At 70.5% G+C, this 17,552-nt stretch carries 16 protein-coding genes; all 16 read left to right on the top strand.

The window, feature by feature from the left end; all coding sequences use genetic code 11:
* Window positions 1-679: 679 nt before the first annotated feature.
* On the top strand, window positions 680-1,588 hold the full coding sequence (locus O7615_RS04510; RefSeq protein ID WP_278175986.1) for a hypothetical protein: 909 nt from the start codon (window positions 680-682) through the stop codon (window positions 1,586-1,588).
* Window positions 1,589-1,824: 236 nt separating this feature from the next.
* Entirely contained in the window at window positions 1,825-2,154 is a 330-nt protein-coding gene (locus O7615_RS04505) for a hypothetical protein (RefSeq protein ID WP_278175985.1), read from the top strand.
* Window positions 2,151-2,513 (top strand): hypothetical protein, encoded by a 363-nt coding sequence (locus O7615_RS04500; protein WP_278175984.1) that lies wholly within the window; start codon window positions 2,151-2,153, stop codon window positions 2,511-2,513. The genes O7615_RS04505 and O7615_RS04500 overlap by 4 nt, the downstream gene beginning before the upstream one ends.
* 224 nt (window positions 2,514-2,737) lie before the next feature.
* Window positions 2,738-4,318 (top strand): ParB N-terminal domain-containing protein, encoded by a 1,581-nt coding sequence (locus O7615_RS04495; RefSeq protein WP_278175983.1) that lies wholly within the window; start codon window positions 2,738-2,740, stop codon window positions 4,316-4,318.
* 136 nt (window positions 4,319-4,454) lie between these two features.
* Window positions 4,455-5,324: a hypothetical protein gene (locus tag O7615_RS04490; RefSeq protein WP_278175981.1), complete on the top strand. Its 870-nt coding sequence runs from the start codon at window positions 4,455-4,457 to the stop codon at window positions 5,322-5,324.
* Entirely contained in the window at window positions 5,321-6,424 is a 1,104-nt protein-coding gene (locus O7615_RS04485) for a DNA methyltransferase (protein WP_278175980.1), read from the top strand. Before O7615_RS04490 ends, O7615_RS04485 begins: the two co-directional genes overlap by 4 nt.
* Window positions 6,421-7,656 carry a hypothetical protein gene (locus O7615_RS04480; protein ID WP_278175979.1) on the top strand — a complete coding sequence of 412 codons (1,236 nt, stop codon included), beginning with the start codon at window positions 6,421-6,423 and terminating at the stop codon, window positions 7,654-7,656. Before O7615_RS04485 ends, O7615_RS04480 begins: the two co-directional genes overlap by 4 nt.
* 73 nt (window positions 7,657-7,729) lie before the next feature.
* Window positions 7,730-8,206, top strand: a complete 477-nt coding sequence (locus tag O7615_RS04475) for a hypothetical protein (protein WP_278175978.1) — start codon at window positions 7,730-7,732, stop codon at window positions 8,204-8,206.
* 340 nt (window positions 8,207-8,546) lie between these two features.
* Window positions 8,547-10,307: a DUF2637 domain-containing protein gene (locus O7615_RS04470; protein WP_278175977.1), complete on the top strand. Its 1,761-nt coding sequence runs from the start codon at window positions 8,547-8,549 to the stop codon at window positions 10,305-10,307.
* A gap of 218 nt (window positions 10,308-10,525) precedes the next feature.
* A complete protein-coding gene (locus tag O7615_RS04465) occupies window positions 10,526-11,215 on the top strand; it encodes a hypothetical protein (RefSeq protein WP_278175976.1) in 690 nt (229 codons plus the stop codon).
* A gap of 175 nt (window positions 11,216-11,390) precedes the next feature.
* The gene (locus tag O7615_RS04460; protein ID WP_018790599.1) at window positions 11,391-11,621 is read left to right on the top strand and encodes a helix-turn-helix domain-containing protein; all 231 of its coding nucleotides are present in this window, start codon (window positions 11,391-11,393) and stop codon (window positions 11,619-11,621) included.
* Window positions 11,622-11,640: 19 nt separating this feature from the next.
* Window positions 11,641-13,053 (top strand): hypothetical protein, encoded by a 1,413-nt coding sequence (locus tag O7615_RS04455; protein ID WP_278175975.1) that lies wholly within the window; start codon window positions 11,641-11,643, stop codon window positions 13,051-13,053.
* A 36-nt stretch (window positions 13,054-13,089) separates the two neighbouring features.
* Window positions 13,090-14,070 carry a hypothetical protein gene (locus O7615_RS04450; protein ID WP_278175973.1) on the top strand — a complete coding sequence of 327 codons (981 nt, stop codon included), beginning with the start codon at window positions 13,090-13,092 and terminating at the stop codon, window positions 14,068-14,070.
* Entirely contained in the window at window positions 14,067-14,525 is a 459-nt protein-coding gene (locus O7615_RS04445) for a DUF4913 domain-containing protein (protein ID WP_278175972.1), read from the top strand. Before O7615_RS04450 ends, O7615_RS04445 begins: the two co-directional genes overlap by 4 nt.
* Window positions 14,526-15,471: 946 nt before the next feature.
* Complete coding sequence (locus O7615_RS04440) at window positions 15,472-15,864, top strand: hypothetical protein (protein ID WP_038849185.1); 393 nt, start codon at window positions 15,472-15,474, stop codon at window positions 15,862-15,864.
* The gene (locus tag O7615_RS04435; protein ID WP_278175971.1) at window positions 15,861-17,279 is read left to right on the top strand and encodes a hypothetical protein; all 1,419 of its coding nucleotides are present in this window, start codon (window positions 15,861-15,863) and stop codon (window positions 17,277-17,279) included. Before O7615_RS04440 ends, O7615_RS04435 begins: the two co-directional genes overlap by 4 nt.
* The last annotated feature ends 273 nt before the right edge of the window (window positions 17,280-17,552 follow it).

The following is a 17,552-nucleotide window of genomic DNA, read 5'->3' as shown; positions in this document are numbered from 1 at the left end:
TCGTCGCCTCCGCTTCGCACGTTCCTGCGTCCGAACGTGCGGCGGCGGGGTTATCGGCGACGCTACGGGTAGCGGCTCGGCATGACTCTGCTTCCGGTTCCGCTTCGGCTGTGACGGTGGAAGCAGGAGTCCGCGACCGGAAGCAATCGTGTCGGACCTGCCGGCTGCGGAAGCGGAACCAGTCGGGACCGCTTCGGTGCGAAGTATGGCAACTCGCCCTCGAAGGCGGAAGCCTGCCGGAGCGTCGGCGTGGCTGCTGTCGGCGCGCGACGTGGTCGCGTTACCTTGTCCACTGACCCCGCCGGGTCAGTGCTCTTGCCGGTTGCCGGATGTGTCGACCGTGCTCGGTCGGCACATCCGGTGACCGGTACTACAACTTGCTTGCGCCCTTCCACGCACACCGGTTCCGGAACGGGGCGAGGCAGCAGCGTTGACTTGAATCACCGATAGGGCGGTGAGCGTTCGCCATATTGATCTTGGACCGCGCTCATGAGCAGTTCGGTTGTCGACCCCGAATGCAGTGGCTGACGGCAGCCTCTCGCCCCCCGTCTTTGCAGGTCAAGTAGGTCTAGGGCTGCCATTCCTGAGGCTGATGCGGTATCATTACAAGTGAAGGGAATCGAACCCCTTCCTGATGGAACCCAGACCCCTCCTGGAGGTTCATGTGCCCCGTAGATCTTTGACTCCCGAGGAGCGCTTCAACGCCATCCGTCCGGTCCTGGTCGACGCTCGACACAAGATCACGACCGCCATCGAAGCCGTGCACCCGGCTGCCGCCGAGTGCCTTCCGATGCCCGAACTGGTCGTGCCGGACGTTGACGGCTTCGCTGCCGCCTCCCGCGCGCTGAATGCCAACCTTTTCACCGCCATCGGCGGAAGGGCAGCGGCCTGGGTCGAAGCCCGGTCCGCATGCGCGCATGACCCGAAGGCTGCTATGGCGGTCTACGAACTCTGCTACTTCTGGTACCAGCTCATCAACGCCGGTCGCTCGCGCATCGAGTCGATGCCCGGCTGGACCAACCACATCGAAGGGCTGTTGGAGATGCTTTCGGGGCGCATCGCTCAGTTGTCCGGCGTGTCGGCCGGCGTCGAGCATGGGGAAACTCCGCCTGCCTCCGATCGAGGAAAGGAAAAGCGCATGACTGGTCAACTGGAAGTTGTCGACGCTGGTGCCGACAACGGAGCCGCCGGGGTGTCGGCCGTGGGCGATCCTGTGATCTCGTGGTATGACGATGACCTGGTGGAGTACGGCGGGGGTGACGGCGGCCCTTGGACGACCCTGAGCTTCGCGTTGCTCGCCGGCGGTCTACCGGTTCGCAAGTGCGAGCCGGAGCGCGTCGCCCCCGCTGACACTCCGATTCCGGGCAAGGACGCACGGGTCTCCGTCGTCAAGCGCACCCGAGCCGAGATGCCCTACGGGGAGCCCGGGGTTTGGCAGCTCACGCTGCCGGGCGGCGGTGTTCCCACCTGGCATCGCACCAAACGGGATGCCGCGATGGCCGGCCTGCGCCGGCTGGCGATCCTCGACTGGCACCGTGCGCGAGCTGAGGCCGCAGCCGCCGCCGGGGCCGTCGCGGACCAGCCCTGAAAGCCTAATGCGGCATCATTGCAAGTAGCGAGGTGGGTTGGCGACGACCAGCGTCGCTTGCGGCGCGACGAGGAGAGGCCACGGGTGCCCGGCCGCTCGGACCCGTGGCTTCCTTCCGGCGAATCGCCTCGCCGGACTCGCACCGACCCTGACTCTTCGACGTGTGGCCCTCGGGTGTCGCTACCACCTGGCGCACGTCGTCATCGACAACCGCCAGATTGATCGAAGGAAGCTCCGTGACTGCCCAAGGAAAGAAGACCACGACCCGCTTGACGCGGGGCGATCGAATCCTCATCACCGACGACGCGACCAAGGCATCGACCCGTAACCCGGGCACCTGGCACCCGAGCCGGGTCAAGACCGGCGCGACCGCTGCGACCGTCCTCGACAAGCAGGCCCTCTCCGGCCGACGCACCCGGTACAACGTCGTCACCGACACCGGCACGGTCCTGGACCTGTCCGGCGGACAGACGTTCCTGCTCGCCCCGCCAGCCCACTCACCTGAGCCGGCTGAGGCGGCAGCGGAGACCATGACCGATGGCGAACAGCCCGGCGGTGCGCAGTGACCGGCCAGCAGCCGGGCGACGCCGGGAACCCGGGCCTCGTGCCGGACGAGAATCCCACGCCCACCCGGCAGTCCGTGACCTACATCATCCTGACCACGCTGCGCCCCGACTCCGGCCTCCTCATCGGAAGCGTGCGGGCGGTCGCCCACGCGGAGATCTCTCGACGTCTGGGTGGCCCCGGCAGCCGTGACGCGCTGGTCGCTGCCTACGTCCGGCTGGCCGACGAACTGGTGCCGGTCGACGTGGAGACCATCGAGCTACCCGCTGTCGATGGGCTGGCCCGGTACCAGATTCGTACGTGGCTGGGACAGCAACTGATCAGTCAGTGCGAGCTGGAGACTCCGTTGCGCCGGAGGTGACAGCGCCGGCCCGCGCGGTCTCGTGACACGCGGGCCGGCCACCGGGGCTCCAAGCCGCTACAACCCGAGCCCGACGTACCGCCAGACGGTCCGCACCGGCCAGCGTAGCCGCTGCGGCTACCCGTAGCGCCGCTCGTCGCCATACCACCCCTTTCACCAACCGCCTCCGACGCGGTGGGCCAGCCGTGCCCGCTGCTCGTACATCCCTTGGAAGGACCTTCACCGTGACGCTCTCTGCTCCCACGACGGCCACGGCCACGGCACCTCATGCCCTCGATGACGAGGAGTTCGAGGAGGAGCTACTCCGCGTCGACCCCGCGACCCTGGTCGTGGGCGCCAACGTGCGCCTGGACCCCCGGTTGCGCAAGACCTACGTCGACAACGTCCGCCAGCGTGGCGTTCTGGAGCCGGTCATCGCCTACCGCGACGACAACGGCCGCCTTGTGGTGCTGCGCGGGCAACGCCGGACCCTGGCGGCCGTGCAAGCCCAGCGCCCGTGGGTACGGGTGATGGTCGTTCCGAAGCCGGACGAGGCCGACCGGCTGACCGACCAGGTGAACGAGAACGATCACCGGGAACCCCTCACCGTCGCTGAGCGTGTAGCCGCGTACGACCAGCTCGCCCTGTGCGGTGTCCCGGCCGGGGAGATCGCCAAGCGGATGTCCACGAGCCGGCCCGTGGTCGACAAGGCGCTGTCGGTGGCTCGCAGCAAGCTCGCTCGGGGGGCGACGCAACGGTGGGAGTTCCTCACCATCGACCAGGCCGCGGTGGTCGCGGAGTTCGAGGACGACGCGGAGGCGGTCAAGCAGCTCGTGGTCGCCGCCCAGCGCGGCGGGTTCGACCACGAGGCGCAGAAGTTGCGTGACGCTCGCGCGGAGGAGGCGGCGAAGGCCGAGACTGCCGCTGCCCTCGCTGCCGCCGGGATCAGCGTGGTCGACCGGCCGGCGTGGAACGACGAGAAGGTCAAGCGGCTGTCGGAGCTGAAGCACGGCGAGGAACAGCTCACCGAAGAGAACCACGCATCGTGCCCCGGGCACGCTGCCTTTCTCGACGACGAATGGGTCCACCCGGACGAGGGCGACGCCGAGGAGGAGGAGGAGGACCCGTGGGGCGATGACACGTCGACCGAGGCAGACGAGGACGCGCAGGAGCCGGAGCCTGCTCGCCCGTACCGGATCTGGGTGCCTGAGTACGTGTGCACCGACTTCGCCGCCCACGGACACGCACTGCGCTGGCGGGGGCACGACTCCGGCAGCGGGCGCAAGACCGTCGCGGAGATGACCGACGCCGAACGGGAGGAAGCCCGCGCCCAGCGCCGTGACGTGATCCAGTCCAACAAGGCGTGGGACAGCGCCGAGACGGTACGCCGGAACTGGCTACGCACGTTCCTCGCCCGCAAGACCGCGCCGAAGACGGCCGCAGGTTTCATCGCCGGCAGCCTCGCCCGCACCGACCACGCCGTCACGTCGGCGCTGACCGGCGGCAACCGGCTGGCCCATGACCTGCTCGGGCTGCCGGACCAGGCTCCCACGCTCGGCCGGCGAGCCCCGGCGATGGTCGAACTCGTCGGCAAGGCCAGCGACGAGCGCGCCCAGATGATCGCGCTGGGCCTGCTGCTCGCCGCGTACGAGGAAGCGACGAGCCGCAACTCGTGGCGCACCGTCAGCGACAGCACCACCCGCTACCTGCGCTACCTCGAAGCCAACGGGTACGAGCTGTCCACGGTCGAGCTGCGGGCATGCGGTGAGTCACCGCTGCCGGCCACCGACACCAACCCCGCAACCCTCGCTGCCGACGAGGCATAGCCGACGCGACCCTACGGCCGCCGCCGGACGGCGGCGACCGAAGGACCCAGCGACGCGCCAATGGCGCCCAGGTCGACCTGCCCAGGGCGGCGACCCGCCCGCTCACACCCCTCGAACAGATGCACGGGGACACACCATGCTTAAACAACTCTCCCTGTTCGACCCTGCCTTCTGCCAGCGATGGCGGGGCGGGAACCACACCTGGCGGCCGGTGCACGAGGGCGGCTTCGACCACCGCCGCTACCGGCTGGAACCGGTACCGGAGGCTGCGGCCCGCCGGTTCGTCGCCGAGCACCACTACAGCAAGAGCTTTCCCGCCGCCCGGATGTCCTTCGGGCTGCTCGAAGGCGACCATCTGGTCGGGGCGGTCGTGCTCGGCGTGCCGATGCACCCCGCCGTGCTGACCAAGCCGTTCCCCACCCTCGGCCCCGGCCGGGCTGCCGAGATCAGCCGCCTCGTCCTGCTCGATGAGGTGCCGTCCAACGCCGAAAGCTGGCTGCTGGGCCGGCTGTTCCGGCTCGCCGCCGATCAGGGCATTCGGGGGCTCGTCGCCTTCTCCGACCCGATGCCCCGGATCCTAGCCGGGGAACTCCTCATGCCCGGCCACATCGGGCACGTGTACCGCGTGACTCGCGGAAGATACCTGGGGCGGGGGACCGCCAGGACCATCACGATCCTGCCGGACGGCACCGTACTGACGGCCCGAGCGGCGCAGAAGGTGCGCGCCGGGGAGCGCGGGGCTGCCGGCGTCCGGGCTCGGCTCCTGGCGCTGCGCGCCCGACCTCTGCCCGAGCTGGTGGCCGATTACGCGCGGGCCGGTATGGACCTGACCCCCGGCGAGTGGCTGGAACTCGCGCTCGCCCAGATCGGCGCTCGACGGGTCCGTCATCGCGGCTGCCACCGCTTCGCCTGGCCGGTGGGGGACAGGGGCTGGCGCAGGCGCTGCCCGATCGGCCTGGTCGAACTGCCCTACCCGCTCGCCACCGACCCGGCGGTGACTCTGTGAACCCGCTGCGCACCGAAGCCGACCTGCTGCGCACCCTGGAACGTGGCTGCTACACCCTGCCCGAACTGTACCGGCTGGCCGAGCAGGCGGGCCTGGCCGACCGGGCGGACGGCCGCCGGATCATCCAGGACGGGCAGGCCCAGTACAAGCGGCGGCTGCGCTCGGCGCTGCACGCCTTCAAGCGACAGGGCCGCGCCCGCCCGGCGGGTACCGGAAAAGCCGCCTGGCTGATCGAAGGCTCGACCACCCGGCCGCACCGGGCGCTGCTGATCTGGCTGCCCGCCGACCCGTCGCACGTCGAGCTGGTGCTCGGCGCGGCTGCCACCGTGCTGCGCGAGGCGGACGAGCCGATCGACCTCATTGTCGCTGACCCGCCGTGGGCGCTGGGCCGAGGTGACCACCGCTCTGCCTACCGGCGCACGTACGGCCGGAACCATGACCAGGTGATGCCGGGATACGTGGACGTTGACCCGGCCGAGTACGCCGCGTTCACCTCGGAGTGGATCGGGGCGGCCAGCGCGGCGCTTCGTCCTGGCGGCTACCTCGCGGTAGTCACCGGCGCTCAGCAGGCAGCGCGGGTCCAGGTGACGGCCGAAGACGCCGGGCTCACCTACGTCAACTCGATCGCCGTCGCGCGCCGATTCGGTCTCTACACCCGGCGCCGCTTCGTCCACCAACACCATCGGGTGACGCTGCTGTGCAAGGGATCGCTCACCGAACCCGCCCGGGTGTTCCACCTTCCGCCGGAGATGCCCCGAGGCCGTACCGGGCAGATCTACGCCACGGACCTGTGGACCGACATCCCCGAGCAGCGCCGCCGGAACCTCCTGCGCTACGACAACTCGCTACACCCGGCGCTGGTGTCCCGGGTGATCCGGGCCACCACCGACCTCGACCATCTGGTCGCGGACCCGTTCCTCGGCTCGGGCACCACCGCCATCGCAGCCCTCCAGGACGGGCGACGCTTCTACGGCGGAGACCTGAACGCGGAGAGCTTGCGCTTCACCATGGGACGCATCCTTGCCGAGGTCGTGCCCGTCATCCGGCCCGAGACCGAGCAGCTCACGCTCTTCGACGCGCCGGCCGGAGCGCCGGCATGACCGTCGACACGATCCGCCGCGCCACCGTCCCAGCCGCCGGTGTCTCCCCGCGACGAGCTGACGAACTGCTGGCGTTCCTGCGGAAGCAGAACTTGACGCAGTGGCCCCCACCGCCACCAATGATGCAGGAGCGTCGCGCCCGCTGGGACGTACACGTGGCCCGGTTCGGCCTCGGCCCCGACCGGCTGGACACGCCCTGGGGGCCGGTCACTCCCTGGACCGTCAGCGAGTTCCATTCCGACGCCGCGCGCCGGGCCACCTTCTACCTCGGGGTGGGGCATCCCCATTGGCTGAACGACTCACCAGTGCCGCTGTTCCTCTCGGCGACAACCCTGGCCCGCTACCGGCGGCGCGGCGACGACTTCCCGGTCCGGATGAACGGGGGACCGTGGGCCGGCGACTCCGGCGCCTACGCAGCGCTGATCCTGCGCGCCGACCCGGAGGGACATCCCTGGTTCGCGCACCCGGACGAGTACGGGGCCATGTGGACCCGCTTCCAGGAGGACGTGGGACCGCCCGATGTCGTCGGCATCCAGGACTGGCCCTGCGAACCGCAGTGCCTGCGCCGCACCGGAGCCACCGTCCGGGAGCACCAGGAAGCGGCCCTGACCAACTACCTCTACCTGGCCGAACAGTTTCCCCACGTCCCGTGGCTGCCGACCTTGCAGGGGTGGCATCCGTGGGAGTACGTCGAGCACCACCACATGTACCAGGCCGCGGGGGTGGACCTGGCCGGCATGCGCGTTGGTGTCGGCAGCCTGTGCCGGCGCGGCTCCCAGCGCGAGGTTGCCCGCGTCCTGGGCACCCTCGCGCCGCTCGGCATGCGGATGCACGGATTCGGCGTGAGCATCAACGCGCTACGGCTCGTCGGCCCGCTGCTGGCCAGCTCCGACAGCCAAGCCTGGTCCGCCACCGCCCGACGGGAACGCATCCGCCTCCCAGGTTGCACGCACCTGAGCCGTCCGGACCCGCTGACTGGCTGCCGAGTTCCCACCGACTGCCGCAACTGCTTTCGCTACGCCCTGGTCTACCGGGAGGAGGTGATGGACGCCCTTCGGTACGCCGCACGCGCGCCGTCCGCTCCGTCGACACCGCTGGTCGACCTGCCGTCGATCCCGCCCGTGGCGCCGGCGAGTAACCGGCGTAGCGCGCTGGCCTGGCGCTCCCGGCCTCGGGCTCCGCACCCCGACCAGCTCACGCTTTTCGATGATCCGGGCGGCAACACTGACTAATTGCGGTATCATTACAACTCATATCGGAGTGGTGCTGCCGGCCCCCGACGTCAAGTCCTTGTGGAGAGACCTCATGACAACGCGCGTGACAAGCCACCTCGACGGTGCCGGCCGCCTCGGCGGTTGGCCCGGTGACCCGCTCGCTGCCGCCGACCTCGGTGAGGTGTGGCTGCACCTGCCGACCGGGGCCGCCGGCCTGATCGGCATCCGTCCCCACCACGACAACGGCCCGGTCCCGGCCCGCGGGTTCAGGTTGCTGGAGGCGACCACGCCGGTACCGCTGCCGGCCGGGCATCCCTTCGCCCGGCGGACGACGGCCGAGGTGGAGGCCGTGTTGTACACGGAGGGCTGGCGCGTCATCAGTCGCGCCGACGCCGCCACCCGGCTTCGCGCCGCCGGATATCGGCTCGGCACCCGCCGGGCCACCGGGCACCTGCTCTACGCCGATGACGCCGACGACACCACCTGGCGGGAGCACTGCTCCGGCTACTGCGTCAAGGCGTTCACCGCGCCGATCCACCCCCCGCCCGGCCAGCCGCCGGCGCGCTGAGCGGCGTCAACCGCTGCGTGCGGTCAGGGCGACCCGGCCCCTGCCGGAAGGGAAATCCGAGCACCGTACACCAGGTGCGTTACCCGTAGCGCTGCCGATAACCCGTAGCTCTCACGATGAGCCGGATGATCACCCACCGTTGGTGCCCTATCCGGCCCGTAAACGCAGGCGGTCCCGGCCGGTGGAGGCAACCCACCGGCCGGGACCTTGATCGGACAACGGAGGTCCGACTGATGACAGACCTTACGGCCCCGATACCGCCGCGCCCTCGGCCCCGGATTCACCACCTGCTGCCAGGGTCGGTGCCGACGCGCGCGGTGCTGGAAGGCACGGTGGCGCGATGAGCACCGACCTGACCGACCTGGCCAGGGCCGACCGGCGGGTCGCCCGTGAGCTGGCGACCGCTGAGCGGGAACGGCTGGCCAGCGCGCAGCGGATCGCCGACGAGGACGCGGCGGTGCAGCGACGCCTTCACGAGCAGGAAGGGCGGCTGCGCCTGGACGACCAGCGCGATCGGCAGAAAGCTGACCGCGCCGAGCGTCGCCGCAAGGAACGCGAGAACAAGCGCGAGGCGAGGCGCAAGCGGCGGCAGGCCCGCCGGCAGGACACGGCGGCGTGGTACGCGCGTCGCGTCGAGTACGTACGGGCCAACGCCGCCTCGGTCTACTCCGGCGTGATCTACGGCCTCGCTGTGGCCGGCGCCGTGTATGGGCAGGTCGACGCTGCCAGGATCAACGGTCTGCCCACGCCGATCGGCGTCGTGGCGGCGGTCGCCATCGAGGGCACGGGCCTGGCGATGGCCCTGACCGCACAGCAGCAGCGCCTCGCCGGGGAGCGGGCGCTCGCAGCGCGGGCGCTGATCTGGATCTGCACGGCGGCGGCGGTCGCGATCAACGCCATCGGCCACCACACCGACCCGGTCAAGGCGGTCGGGCTGTCGTTCCTCTCGGCGCTCGGCATCATCGTCTACGAGGTCCGCAGCGGAGCCAAGCACAGGCCGACGCTGCGCGACCGGGGCATGCTGCCGCCACCGCCGGAGCGGTTCGGATGGCGGCGGTGGCTGGTGGCCCCCCACTCGACCCTCACCGCCTGGCGGCTGGACGTGCTGGACCGGCTGAGCCCCGGCGCGGCGGCCCTGGTCGCGCGTGCCGAAGCCGCTCGCCGTGAGCGCCGCCGGCTCGCCGCCGTCGAGCGCGACCGGGAACGGCGGGAGTCGCTCGCGGCAGACGTGCGGAAGCAGGCGCGCACCGCCGCCCGCAACGCTGCCCGTGCCGGGGAAACCGGCAAGGCCCTGACGATGCTGCTGCACCTCGCCCAGACCGGCACCTCGGTACCGTCACTGGCGCTACCCGGGCCGGCGCGTAAGGAGATGGAAGCGGCGCAGGAGGCTGCCCGCCTGGCCCGCGTGGCGCTGGCGGAAGCGGAAGCGCGGCTGGCCGCAGAAGCGACGCGGCGCGCTCAGGCGGAAGCGGAAACCCGGGCGGCTCGGCAGACGGCGGAAGCGGAAGCAGCGCGGCGAGCGGAAGCAGCCGAGGAGGCGCAACGAGCGACGCGGCGGGCGGAGCACGAAGCCGTCCTGCGGGCGGCGGCCGAGGAAGCAGCAGCGACTGCCCGAGCGGAAGCGGAGCAGGCGGCCCGAGGTCGGGGGCAGGCGGAAGCGGAAGCTCAGCAGTGGCGCCGGCGCGGCGAGCTGGCGGAAACGGAGGTCGCCAACGTCCGGCTCAAGGGCAGGGAGCAGGCGCGGGTACAGAAGGACCTGGAGGTGCGGGCGGCAACCGCCGAGCGTGCCCTCGCTGACGAACAGCAGCGCCGCGAGGCCGCGGAGGAGCAGCTTCGCGGGCTCATGGAGCGGATGTCGCCGCGCCGTCGCCGGACGACGTCGAACGCGCCAGCGGGCGAGCCGCTGATGTTCGACGGGCGGCCGGTACCGCAGGTCGACCGGGTCAGCCCTGCCACCGTCCTGGCGGTGCTCGAAGCGCACCGGGATCACCCGGACGCGAAGCAGCAGGAGTTGGCGACCTTGGTGGGCGTCACCGACCGGACGGTCCGGAGCGTGCTTTCTGCGGCATCGCGGAAAGAACTCGTCACCGCCGGCACCTGATCTGCAAGTCCCCGCAATTTGGCAACGCCTCCCGGTGTCAGCCCGGGAGGCGTTGCCCGTACTTACACCGAGCGCGGATGCCATCTCCTGCCCGCACAGCCCTCTTGCCGCACTGGATCAGCCGCCCGGCCACGCCAGAGCCGAACCTCGCCGGGCTCCTGCGGATGCTTATTGCACCTGCCCACGTTTGCAGAGGACGGTTCATGATGCGTACTGACGTGGTGCTTCCGGAAGCAGCGGAAGCAACCGGCGACGTTGCTGCCGGTACAGTGACCCTTACCCGCGACCGGAGCCGCCCGGCTGCGGCGAGCGGAAGCGGAAACGGCTGCCTGGCGGGCGACGCCGGGGCACATCGGGACGTGAACGCAGGGGGTTGCGTGGAGCTACGGGTGGTCAACGACCGCCTCTGTACGAACCGTCGCGGGGCCGCGGAGTACCTCAACCGGAGCCTGGAGACCATCAATCGGGTCGCCTCACCGAAGCATCGTCCTACCACCGGCTGGCGCGAGCCGGTCGACGTGGTGGACGGCCAGGAGTGGTACGCGCTTGAGGATCTCGACGTGTTCAACGCCTCATACTTCCAAGTCAAGCGGACCGCTCGTATGGCGAGGGTGCACCAGGTCAGCCTGGAGGGCGACCCGGACGAGTTGATCAACGCCAAGGAGTTTCGCACCCTGATCCGAGTCACCCACGGAGCCTGGTCCAAGTACGTGGAGAAGAGCGTCCCGGCCTGGGAGGAGGACCGGGACGGCTACCTGATCAAGCCAGATCTGGAGGAGCCCGGCCGTCGCGGGATCATCCGCTCCTGGAAACGTCACCGTGTCGAAAGCTGGATCAACAGCCGCACTGGTTCAGCGTCGAGCACCGGTCGACCGAAACAGGACGCGCAACCGGACGCCGGAGGATGAGCCCGAGCTACCCCTAACACCGCGGCTGGCTGGGATGCCGGCCCTTATGGCCCGGCTGCGCTACGCCTAGCGCAGGACATCGCAGGGGTAGCCCTGGCGCCACCCCGTCATCGGCACCGTCGCTGTTGTCGCAGACCCACAGGTCGGCACCAGACAGCAGCGGGAGGACTCACCGATGACGACCAGCACCGCGACCACACCGCAGTCCCAGGTCTGGACCGAACAGGCCGTGCGTGCCCTCGGCATGACCACCGACGTCGAGACCGCCGGGGAGATCCTCGGCATCGGCCGAACGAAGGCGTACGAGCTGGCCAAGACCAATGAGTTCCCGGTGAAGATCCTGCGCATCGGTCGCCGCTACCTCGTCAGCGTCCCGGCCCTGCTCAAGCTTCTCGGCGTCGACTAGCCGCGACCCGGATCACTCGATGATCATCCGGGTGCACGCCCGTGGCGCCCTCGTGGTCGCCGCGATCCGCCGCGCGTACGCCGCCCGCGCTGTGACCGACCCGGCACCCCAGTTGGTCGCCGCGTGGGCCGGTAGCGGCGAGCTGGCCGATCTGGAGCCAGCGCCCCGACCAGGTGGGTACGACACCACTCGCCTGGCCGCACTGCTCGCCGAACCGATGAGGGCAGGCGCCACCACGCCGACCCGGCCCGTCTGGCGGTGCACCCTCGAACTCGACCCCACCGAACGGCGGCTCACTCACCAGGAGTGGGCCGCCGCCGTCCGGGATCTCCTCGACGAAGCCGGCCTGGCGCCCCACGGCGACCGCAACGCCGTGCGGTGGATCGCCATAGCGCACGGACACGCACGGGTCGACGTCGTCGCCACTCTCGTGCGTCAGGACGGCCGGACCGAACCGGCCAGCGACGACCGGCACCGGTGCGCGCACGCCACCCGCAACCTGGAACACCGACTCGGACTCGCAACACCTCCGCCGGGACCAGATACCACCACGCCCGGCACTCCGCGCGCCGCTGCGACTCGCCGGGCCGCGCCCCCCTCGGCCCGTGAGCGGCTGCGCCGCCAGGTCCGCTCAGCCGCGGTCGTCGCTACCGACGAAGACGACTTTGTCCACCGGCTACGGGCCGCCGGGCTGCGGGTGCGGCTACGGCGCAGCCGCGCCGACAACAGCGTCACCGGCTACGCCGTCAGCCGTCCCGCCCTGCCCGGCAGGGACCATCCGCCCTGGTTCGGCGGCGGTCAACTCGCCCCCGACCTGACCCTGACGCACCTGCGTGCCCGCTGGGCCCAGACACCCCGACCGTCCGAGACCTCCACACCCACCACGGCGGAGCAGCGGCAACACCTGTGGCAGGAAACGGCCGACGCGATCACCAACGCCGCCGACGACCTGGCCCGGCCAGCGCAACCGTTGTCCGCACAGGCGGCCCATGCCGTAGCCGACATCCTGACCGCCACCGCGATTACCGTCCCGCAACCGCAGGCACACCGCCTGGCCCACGCCGCAGAACTGCTCCACCGCGCCATCGGTGGGCGGCGGGAAACCCCGCTCCCGGCTGTGGATGCCCGTGCGGTGCACCTTCGTTCCCTCGCCCGGCTGGTCGGGCTGATGGGACAACTCAGCAGCGACCGCACCGGTGCGGTCGCGCTGCAACTCGTCTACCTGCTGGCTGGCTTCGCCGACAACCTCGCCGCTCTCCGGCAATCCCAGCAGCGCCGTAGCCAAGCTGCGGCGGCCTCCACCGCCGCCGCGCGCCTGCACGCCTCGGCTGGCAGGCACGGTCGTCCGCCCGCGACACCGGCACCCGACCAGCCGCTACCCGTAGCCCCGCTACGGTCGGCCCGGCCGTCCGCCCGTAGCCGCTCCCGGTAGCGCCGCCGAAAACCCGTGCCCCGCAGCGTCGGCGACATGGAACCCGAGCATCACGATCCCTGGAGCGAGGGCAACCAGCGCGCGATGGAACGGCTCATGGCCCTCGGCGTACTCGTCGAGGCCGGGTCGCGGCTGGCAGCTGAGAACGCCCGAGCCAAAGCCAACCGAGCCGAACAGGAACTACGCGACCAGACACGCCGGGAACAGGACGAGCAGAAGGCGAACCGGAAAGCCGAGCGGCTCGCCGCAGCGGACGCCTCCCGACGCAAGCGGCAATGGGCCCGTCTCGTCGGGGACGAGGGCCGGCTACGCGGCTACCTTGCGGACCTGCCCGTCGTGGAGGTGGCGCGGCACTGGGGACAGGCGGCCCAGAACGCCGACCGCAATCCCACCGACGCCACCATGCTGACCGCCGCCGAAGAGGAATTGCGCCGCCGCGCCCCGAGCCTGATCGACTTCTACCACCGGGGCCGCGACGCCGGCCTTTCACGCCAGGACGCGATGGCGGACGCGGCCCGCTACGTCTGGTCCGGATCCGGCCCCGCCCGGCCACATGGCGGCCGGGCGCCCACCGCCGGCGCGCTCACCCAAGTTGGTGAAGAACTCGACCAGGAAATCGCCCGGCTCGCCGGCACGCTGGACCCGGTTGGCCGGGCCCGACTGCTGCGCAACCTCGAAGACAGCGGCTGGTCCGCGCAGTCACTCGCCCACATCGAGACCCTCCTCGACCGGGCCGAGGCCGAGCAGCGCACCGCGGCCACCACCGCAGCCACCCCTGACGACCCCGCCACCGCCGTCAACGAACACCAGACGGCTCGCGCCGCCGCCGCAGCGGCAACCGGCCGCGCCGGTGACCTCGCCGCCGATGCCAGCGCCCACGACGCAACCACGCCAGCGGCGGCACGGCTGGCAGCCGAGTCCTTCGCCCTGCCCGCGCAGCGGGCACTCACCGCCCACCCGAGCGCCATGCCAGCCCGTACCCCGACCGCGCATCCCGCCCAGAGGAGGACCCGGTGACCAGCCGCCGTGACGAGGACCTGGCCGGAATGGTCGCCGCCTTGCAGACCCAGGTCGCGGAACTCACTCAGCGGCTCGACGACCAGGCACCCGGTGCCACCGAGGCGCCGGCCGCCTTGAGGTTCCCGACCGTCGAAGCCTGGGTCACCGGCTTGTTCCTTCCGATGTTCGCGTGGCGCGTCGACGGGCAACGCTGGCACTGGTGCCCGCAGTGGTGGCGCCACGCAGAGGCCATCTGGCGCCTCGAACTGCTCTGGCGCTCCTGGGAAGTCAGCCGCCTCGCCCCGACCGGCATGTCCGGCTGGTCGGTCGAGGTCGACCGGCACATCCACGAACTACTCGGCGACAGTGGACCCTTCAAACAGTGCCGGGCCGCCGACGAAGACCGCGCTGCCCGTCACACCGACCTGCCGTCAGCGACCGCCGACTCCGCCCCCGATGGGTGGTGGGACTGATGACCGCCCCGATCCGAGCGGTCGCGTTCGGCGGCGGCGTCCAGTCGACGGCGCTGCTGGTCCTCGCCGCCACCGGAAAGATCAACTTTCCCACATTCCTCTTCGCCAACACCGGTCGCGACTCCGAGGACCCAGCAACTCTGGAGTACCTCCAGCGGTACGCCAAGCCGTACGCGGCGGCGCACGGCATCGAGCTCCACGAGCTGCACCGCACACGCCGCGACGGCACCGTCGAGACCCTGTGGGGCCGACTCACCCGCGAGGGATCCCGAAGTCTGCCCATCCCGGTTCGCATGTCGAACGGCGCACCCGGCACAAGATCATGTACCGCGGACTTCAAGATCAAGGTACTCGGGAAGTGGCTGAAGCAGCACGGCGCGAGCCGTGACAGGCCAGCGACGGTAGGCATCGGCATCAGCCTGGACGAGATCGAACGGGTCAACAGACGCCAGGCGATGCCGTACGAGATCCCGGTGTACCCCCTGCTTGACCACGAACCTCCACTACGCCGCCACGACTGCGCGGGCATCATCGCCAGGGCGAAACTCCCGGTTCCGCCCAAGTCCGCGTGCTGGTTCTGCCCTCTCAAGACGCCCCGAGGCTGGGGCGAGATGCGGCGCGATCGGCCGAGCCTGTTCTACTCGGCCTGCGACCTGGAAACTCTCCTGAACGCGCGGCGGAGCACGCTCGGCAGAGATCCGGTCTGGCTGACGCGGTACAACCGCCCTCTCGCCGAAGCGATCCCCGAAGCGCAGCAAACCCTGCCAGGGCTCGACCTTGAACCTGGCGACGGCCTCTGCGACAAACAGCTCTTGCTTCACCTGACCAGCGCCGACAACTGCTCGGTACGAGCATCCGAGGGCGGACGCGACGCGCCTCGGTCGGTTATCCACAGGGCTTCGCTGCCGTTGTGGACAGAGTTCTGGGCCGTGGGAAGGATCCGGGAATGGACTACATCACCGCGCTGCAGCAGGCCATTACTCGTGTGGAGGAACGGGGAATCGTCGACGAGACGGAGGCGCAAGCCGGCCTGCGACTGGCCTGTCTGGCCTTCGACTCTCCGGATGTGCCCTCCCAGCAGTGGGCACTGCTCGGGTTCGAGTTGCTCACCGCGCTTGCCGAGCTGTACCCCGAACCGGCACCGATCGCCGTCACCGTCACCACGGCGCGGTCCTCGATCACGTCCACCACAACGCAACGGACCCTCATCCGCCTCGTCTCCGTGCTGGGGGACGGCTACGACCAGGCGAGTCAGCAGCCGGAGGTGTCGGCCCAGCGCCGCTTCGCCTACGCCGCGACCGCCGAGCGATTGAACGCTGCGGTGCGAGGTCTGGTGTGACGTACGGAAACTGGCTGTCGCGGGCGCACGACGAGCTCACCCGCGCGCAAGCACGCCTACCGTCCGATCCGGCGGTCACTCTCGATGACGTCGGAGCGACCGTCGTGGCCCGGCAGCGGGTCTATGCCCGGCTGGCCAAACTCGTGGAGCTGGTCGTCGGCGGCCAACCGGCTCGTGCCGACATCGACCGCGAAACCGTCGATGTCGCTCTGCGGATGCAGGCGGGGGATCACACGACACGGCTCTACCTGGGACTCACCGCTGCGGCTCGCAGCGACCGGCAGGCTGCCCCCGCCACGGCCCCGATCTGCCGGGTCGGGCGCCATCTGGAGTCGGCGGCGGAGGCGATCGCGGTGGCCGGGGAGATCCTGGCCGGTCACACGCCGCCGGCCCGGGATCCGCTGACGCCGGAGGGCGTGGCGATTCGTGCCGGTGCCGGGCGAAAAGCCGGCTTGGCCGACATCGCCGTACTGACCACCGACATGCTGGCCATCGACGCAGGGCTACCTGAGTGGCTGTCCGGCAGCCATCGACTCGCGTACGGCGCTTTCGAGACGGTGGCGGAAGAGGCCCGCTGGACCAGCAACGGCTACCTGACCGAGGTCGTGCACCAGCTGATCTCGGCCGCCGGCGACGCTCCATCACTGCTGCACCTGCTGGAACCGCCGCCACCGGTCCCGGTAGGTCGCCGGGCGATCAGCGATGGCGCGTCGGCGCTGCGCTCGCTGGTCGCGACGCGAGACTGGATGCACCGCAACCCCGGCGAGGTGCGCGTCATGCACCTGGCCAAGGCGACCCAAGCGGCACTCGCGGTCAGCGCACTCGCCTCACCCGGCGCTGTTGGAGCGGACTGGCGATCGTGGAGCGCAGCGGCCCACGCAGCCGGTCAGCTACACGGCACGCCCCCACACGGCCCGGCGGCAGCGCAGACAGCCCGTGAGCTTGATCTGGTGACAAGATGGGTCCGTCCCGGGCCACCGCGACCAGGCCATGTCACCAGCCGTGGGTCCCGACTCGAAGCGATCGACAAGCTGGCGGCGGTGCTCCCGTCACTGTCGGAGGTTCTGCGTGTGGCAACCCAGACGGCCGCTCGAAACCGCCACTTCTTCGTTCTCGGCCGCCGGCAACTCGAACGCGTGCCCAGGTCGCTCGTGTACCACGCTGTCGCCCGATGGTGCGTTGCGCAGCCAGACGACGAGCAGGTCTACCGGCTGAGGTCAACGCTCGCCGCTGCGGGCGCCTCCGCACTCGCATCGCCGCCGTCGCACCTACCCCGCGCCGCACCACGCCTGGCCAAGCTCGCCTTCGCGGCGTCGGTCGACGCCGAGCCGAGCCAGCAGGCGAAAGGCGCGATAGACCGGGCTGCACGGGAGGTCCTGCCACGTCCGAGCCGCCACGATCATTCGCGCCGGTGAGTCAATGTCGCCGGACAGGTTGGTGTGAGGTTCCGCTCGCCTCAGTGGTCCGAGTCTCCGGGAAAATCGGGTAGCAAATCGTGGGCAGGGCGCTCTAGGCTGTTCTTCGTAAGCTTCCGGAGTAAGGGCCCTACCGGGTGCGCAACCGGTGGATCGCCCAGTTCCTCTGGCCCGTCTCCTCTGCGGGGCGGCTACGACGCCGGAAGCAAGGCTTTCAATCGGTCCCCGGGTCTTTCCCGGGGACCGATTGCGTTTTCCGATCGGACGCACAGG

Source organism: Micromonospora sp. WMMD1082 (assembly GCF_029626175.1).
Classification (GTDB): Bacteria; Actinomycetota; Actinomycetes; order Mycobacteriales; family Micromonosporaceae; genus Micromonospora.
The sequence above is the reverse complement of the archived record's forward strand: the minus strand, read 5'-3'. Positions and strand labels throughout refer to the sequence as shown.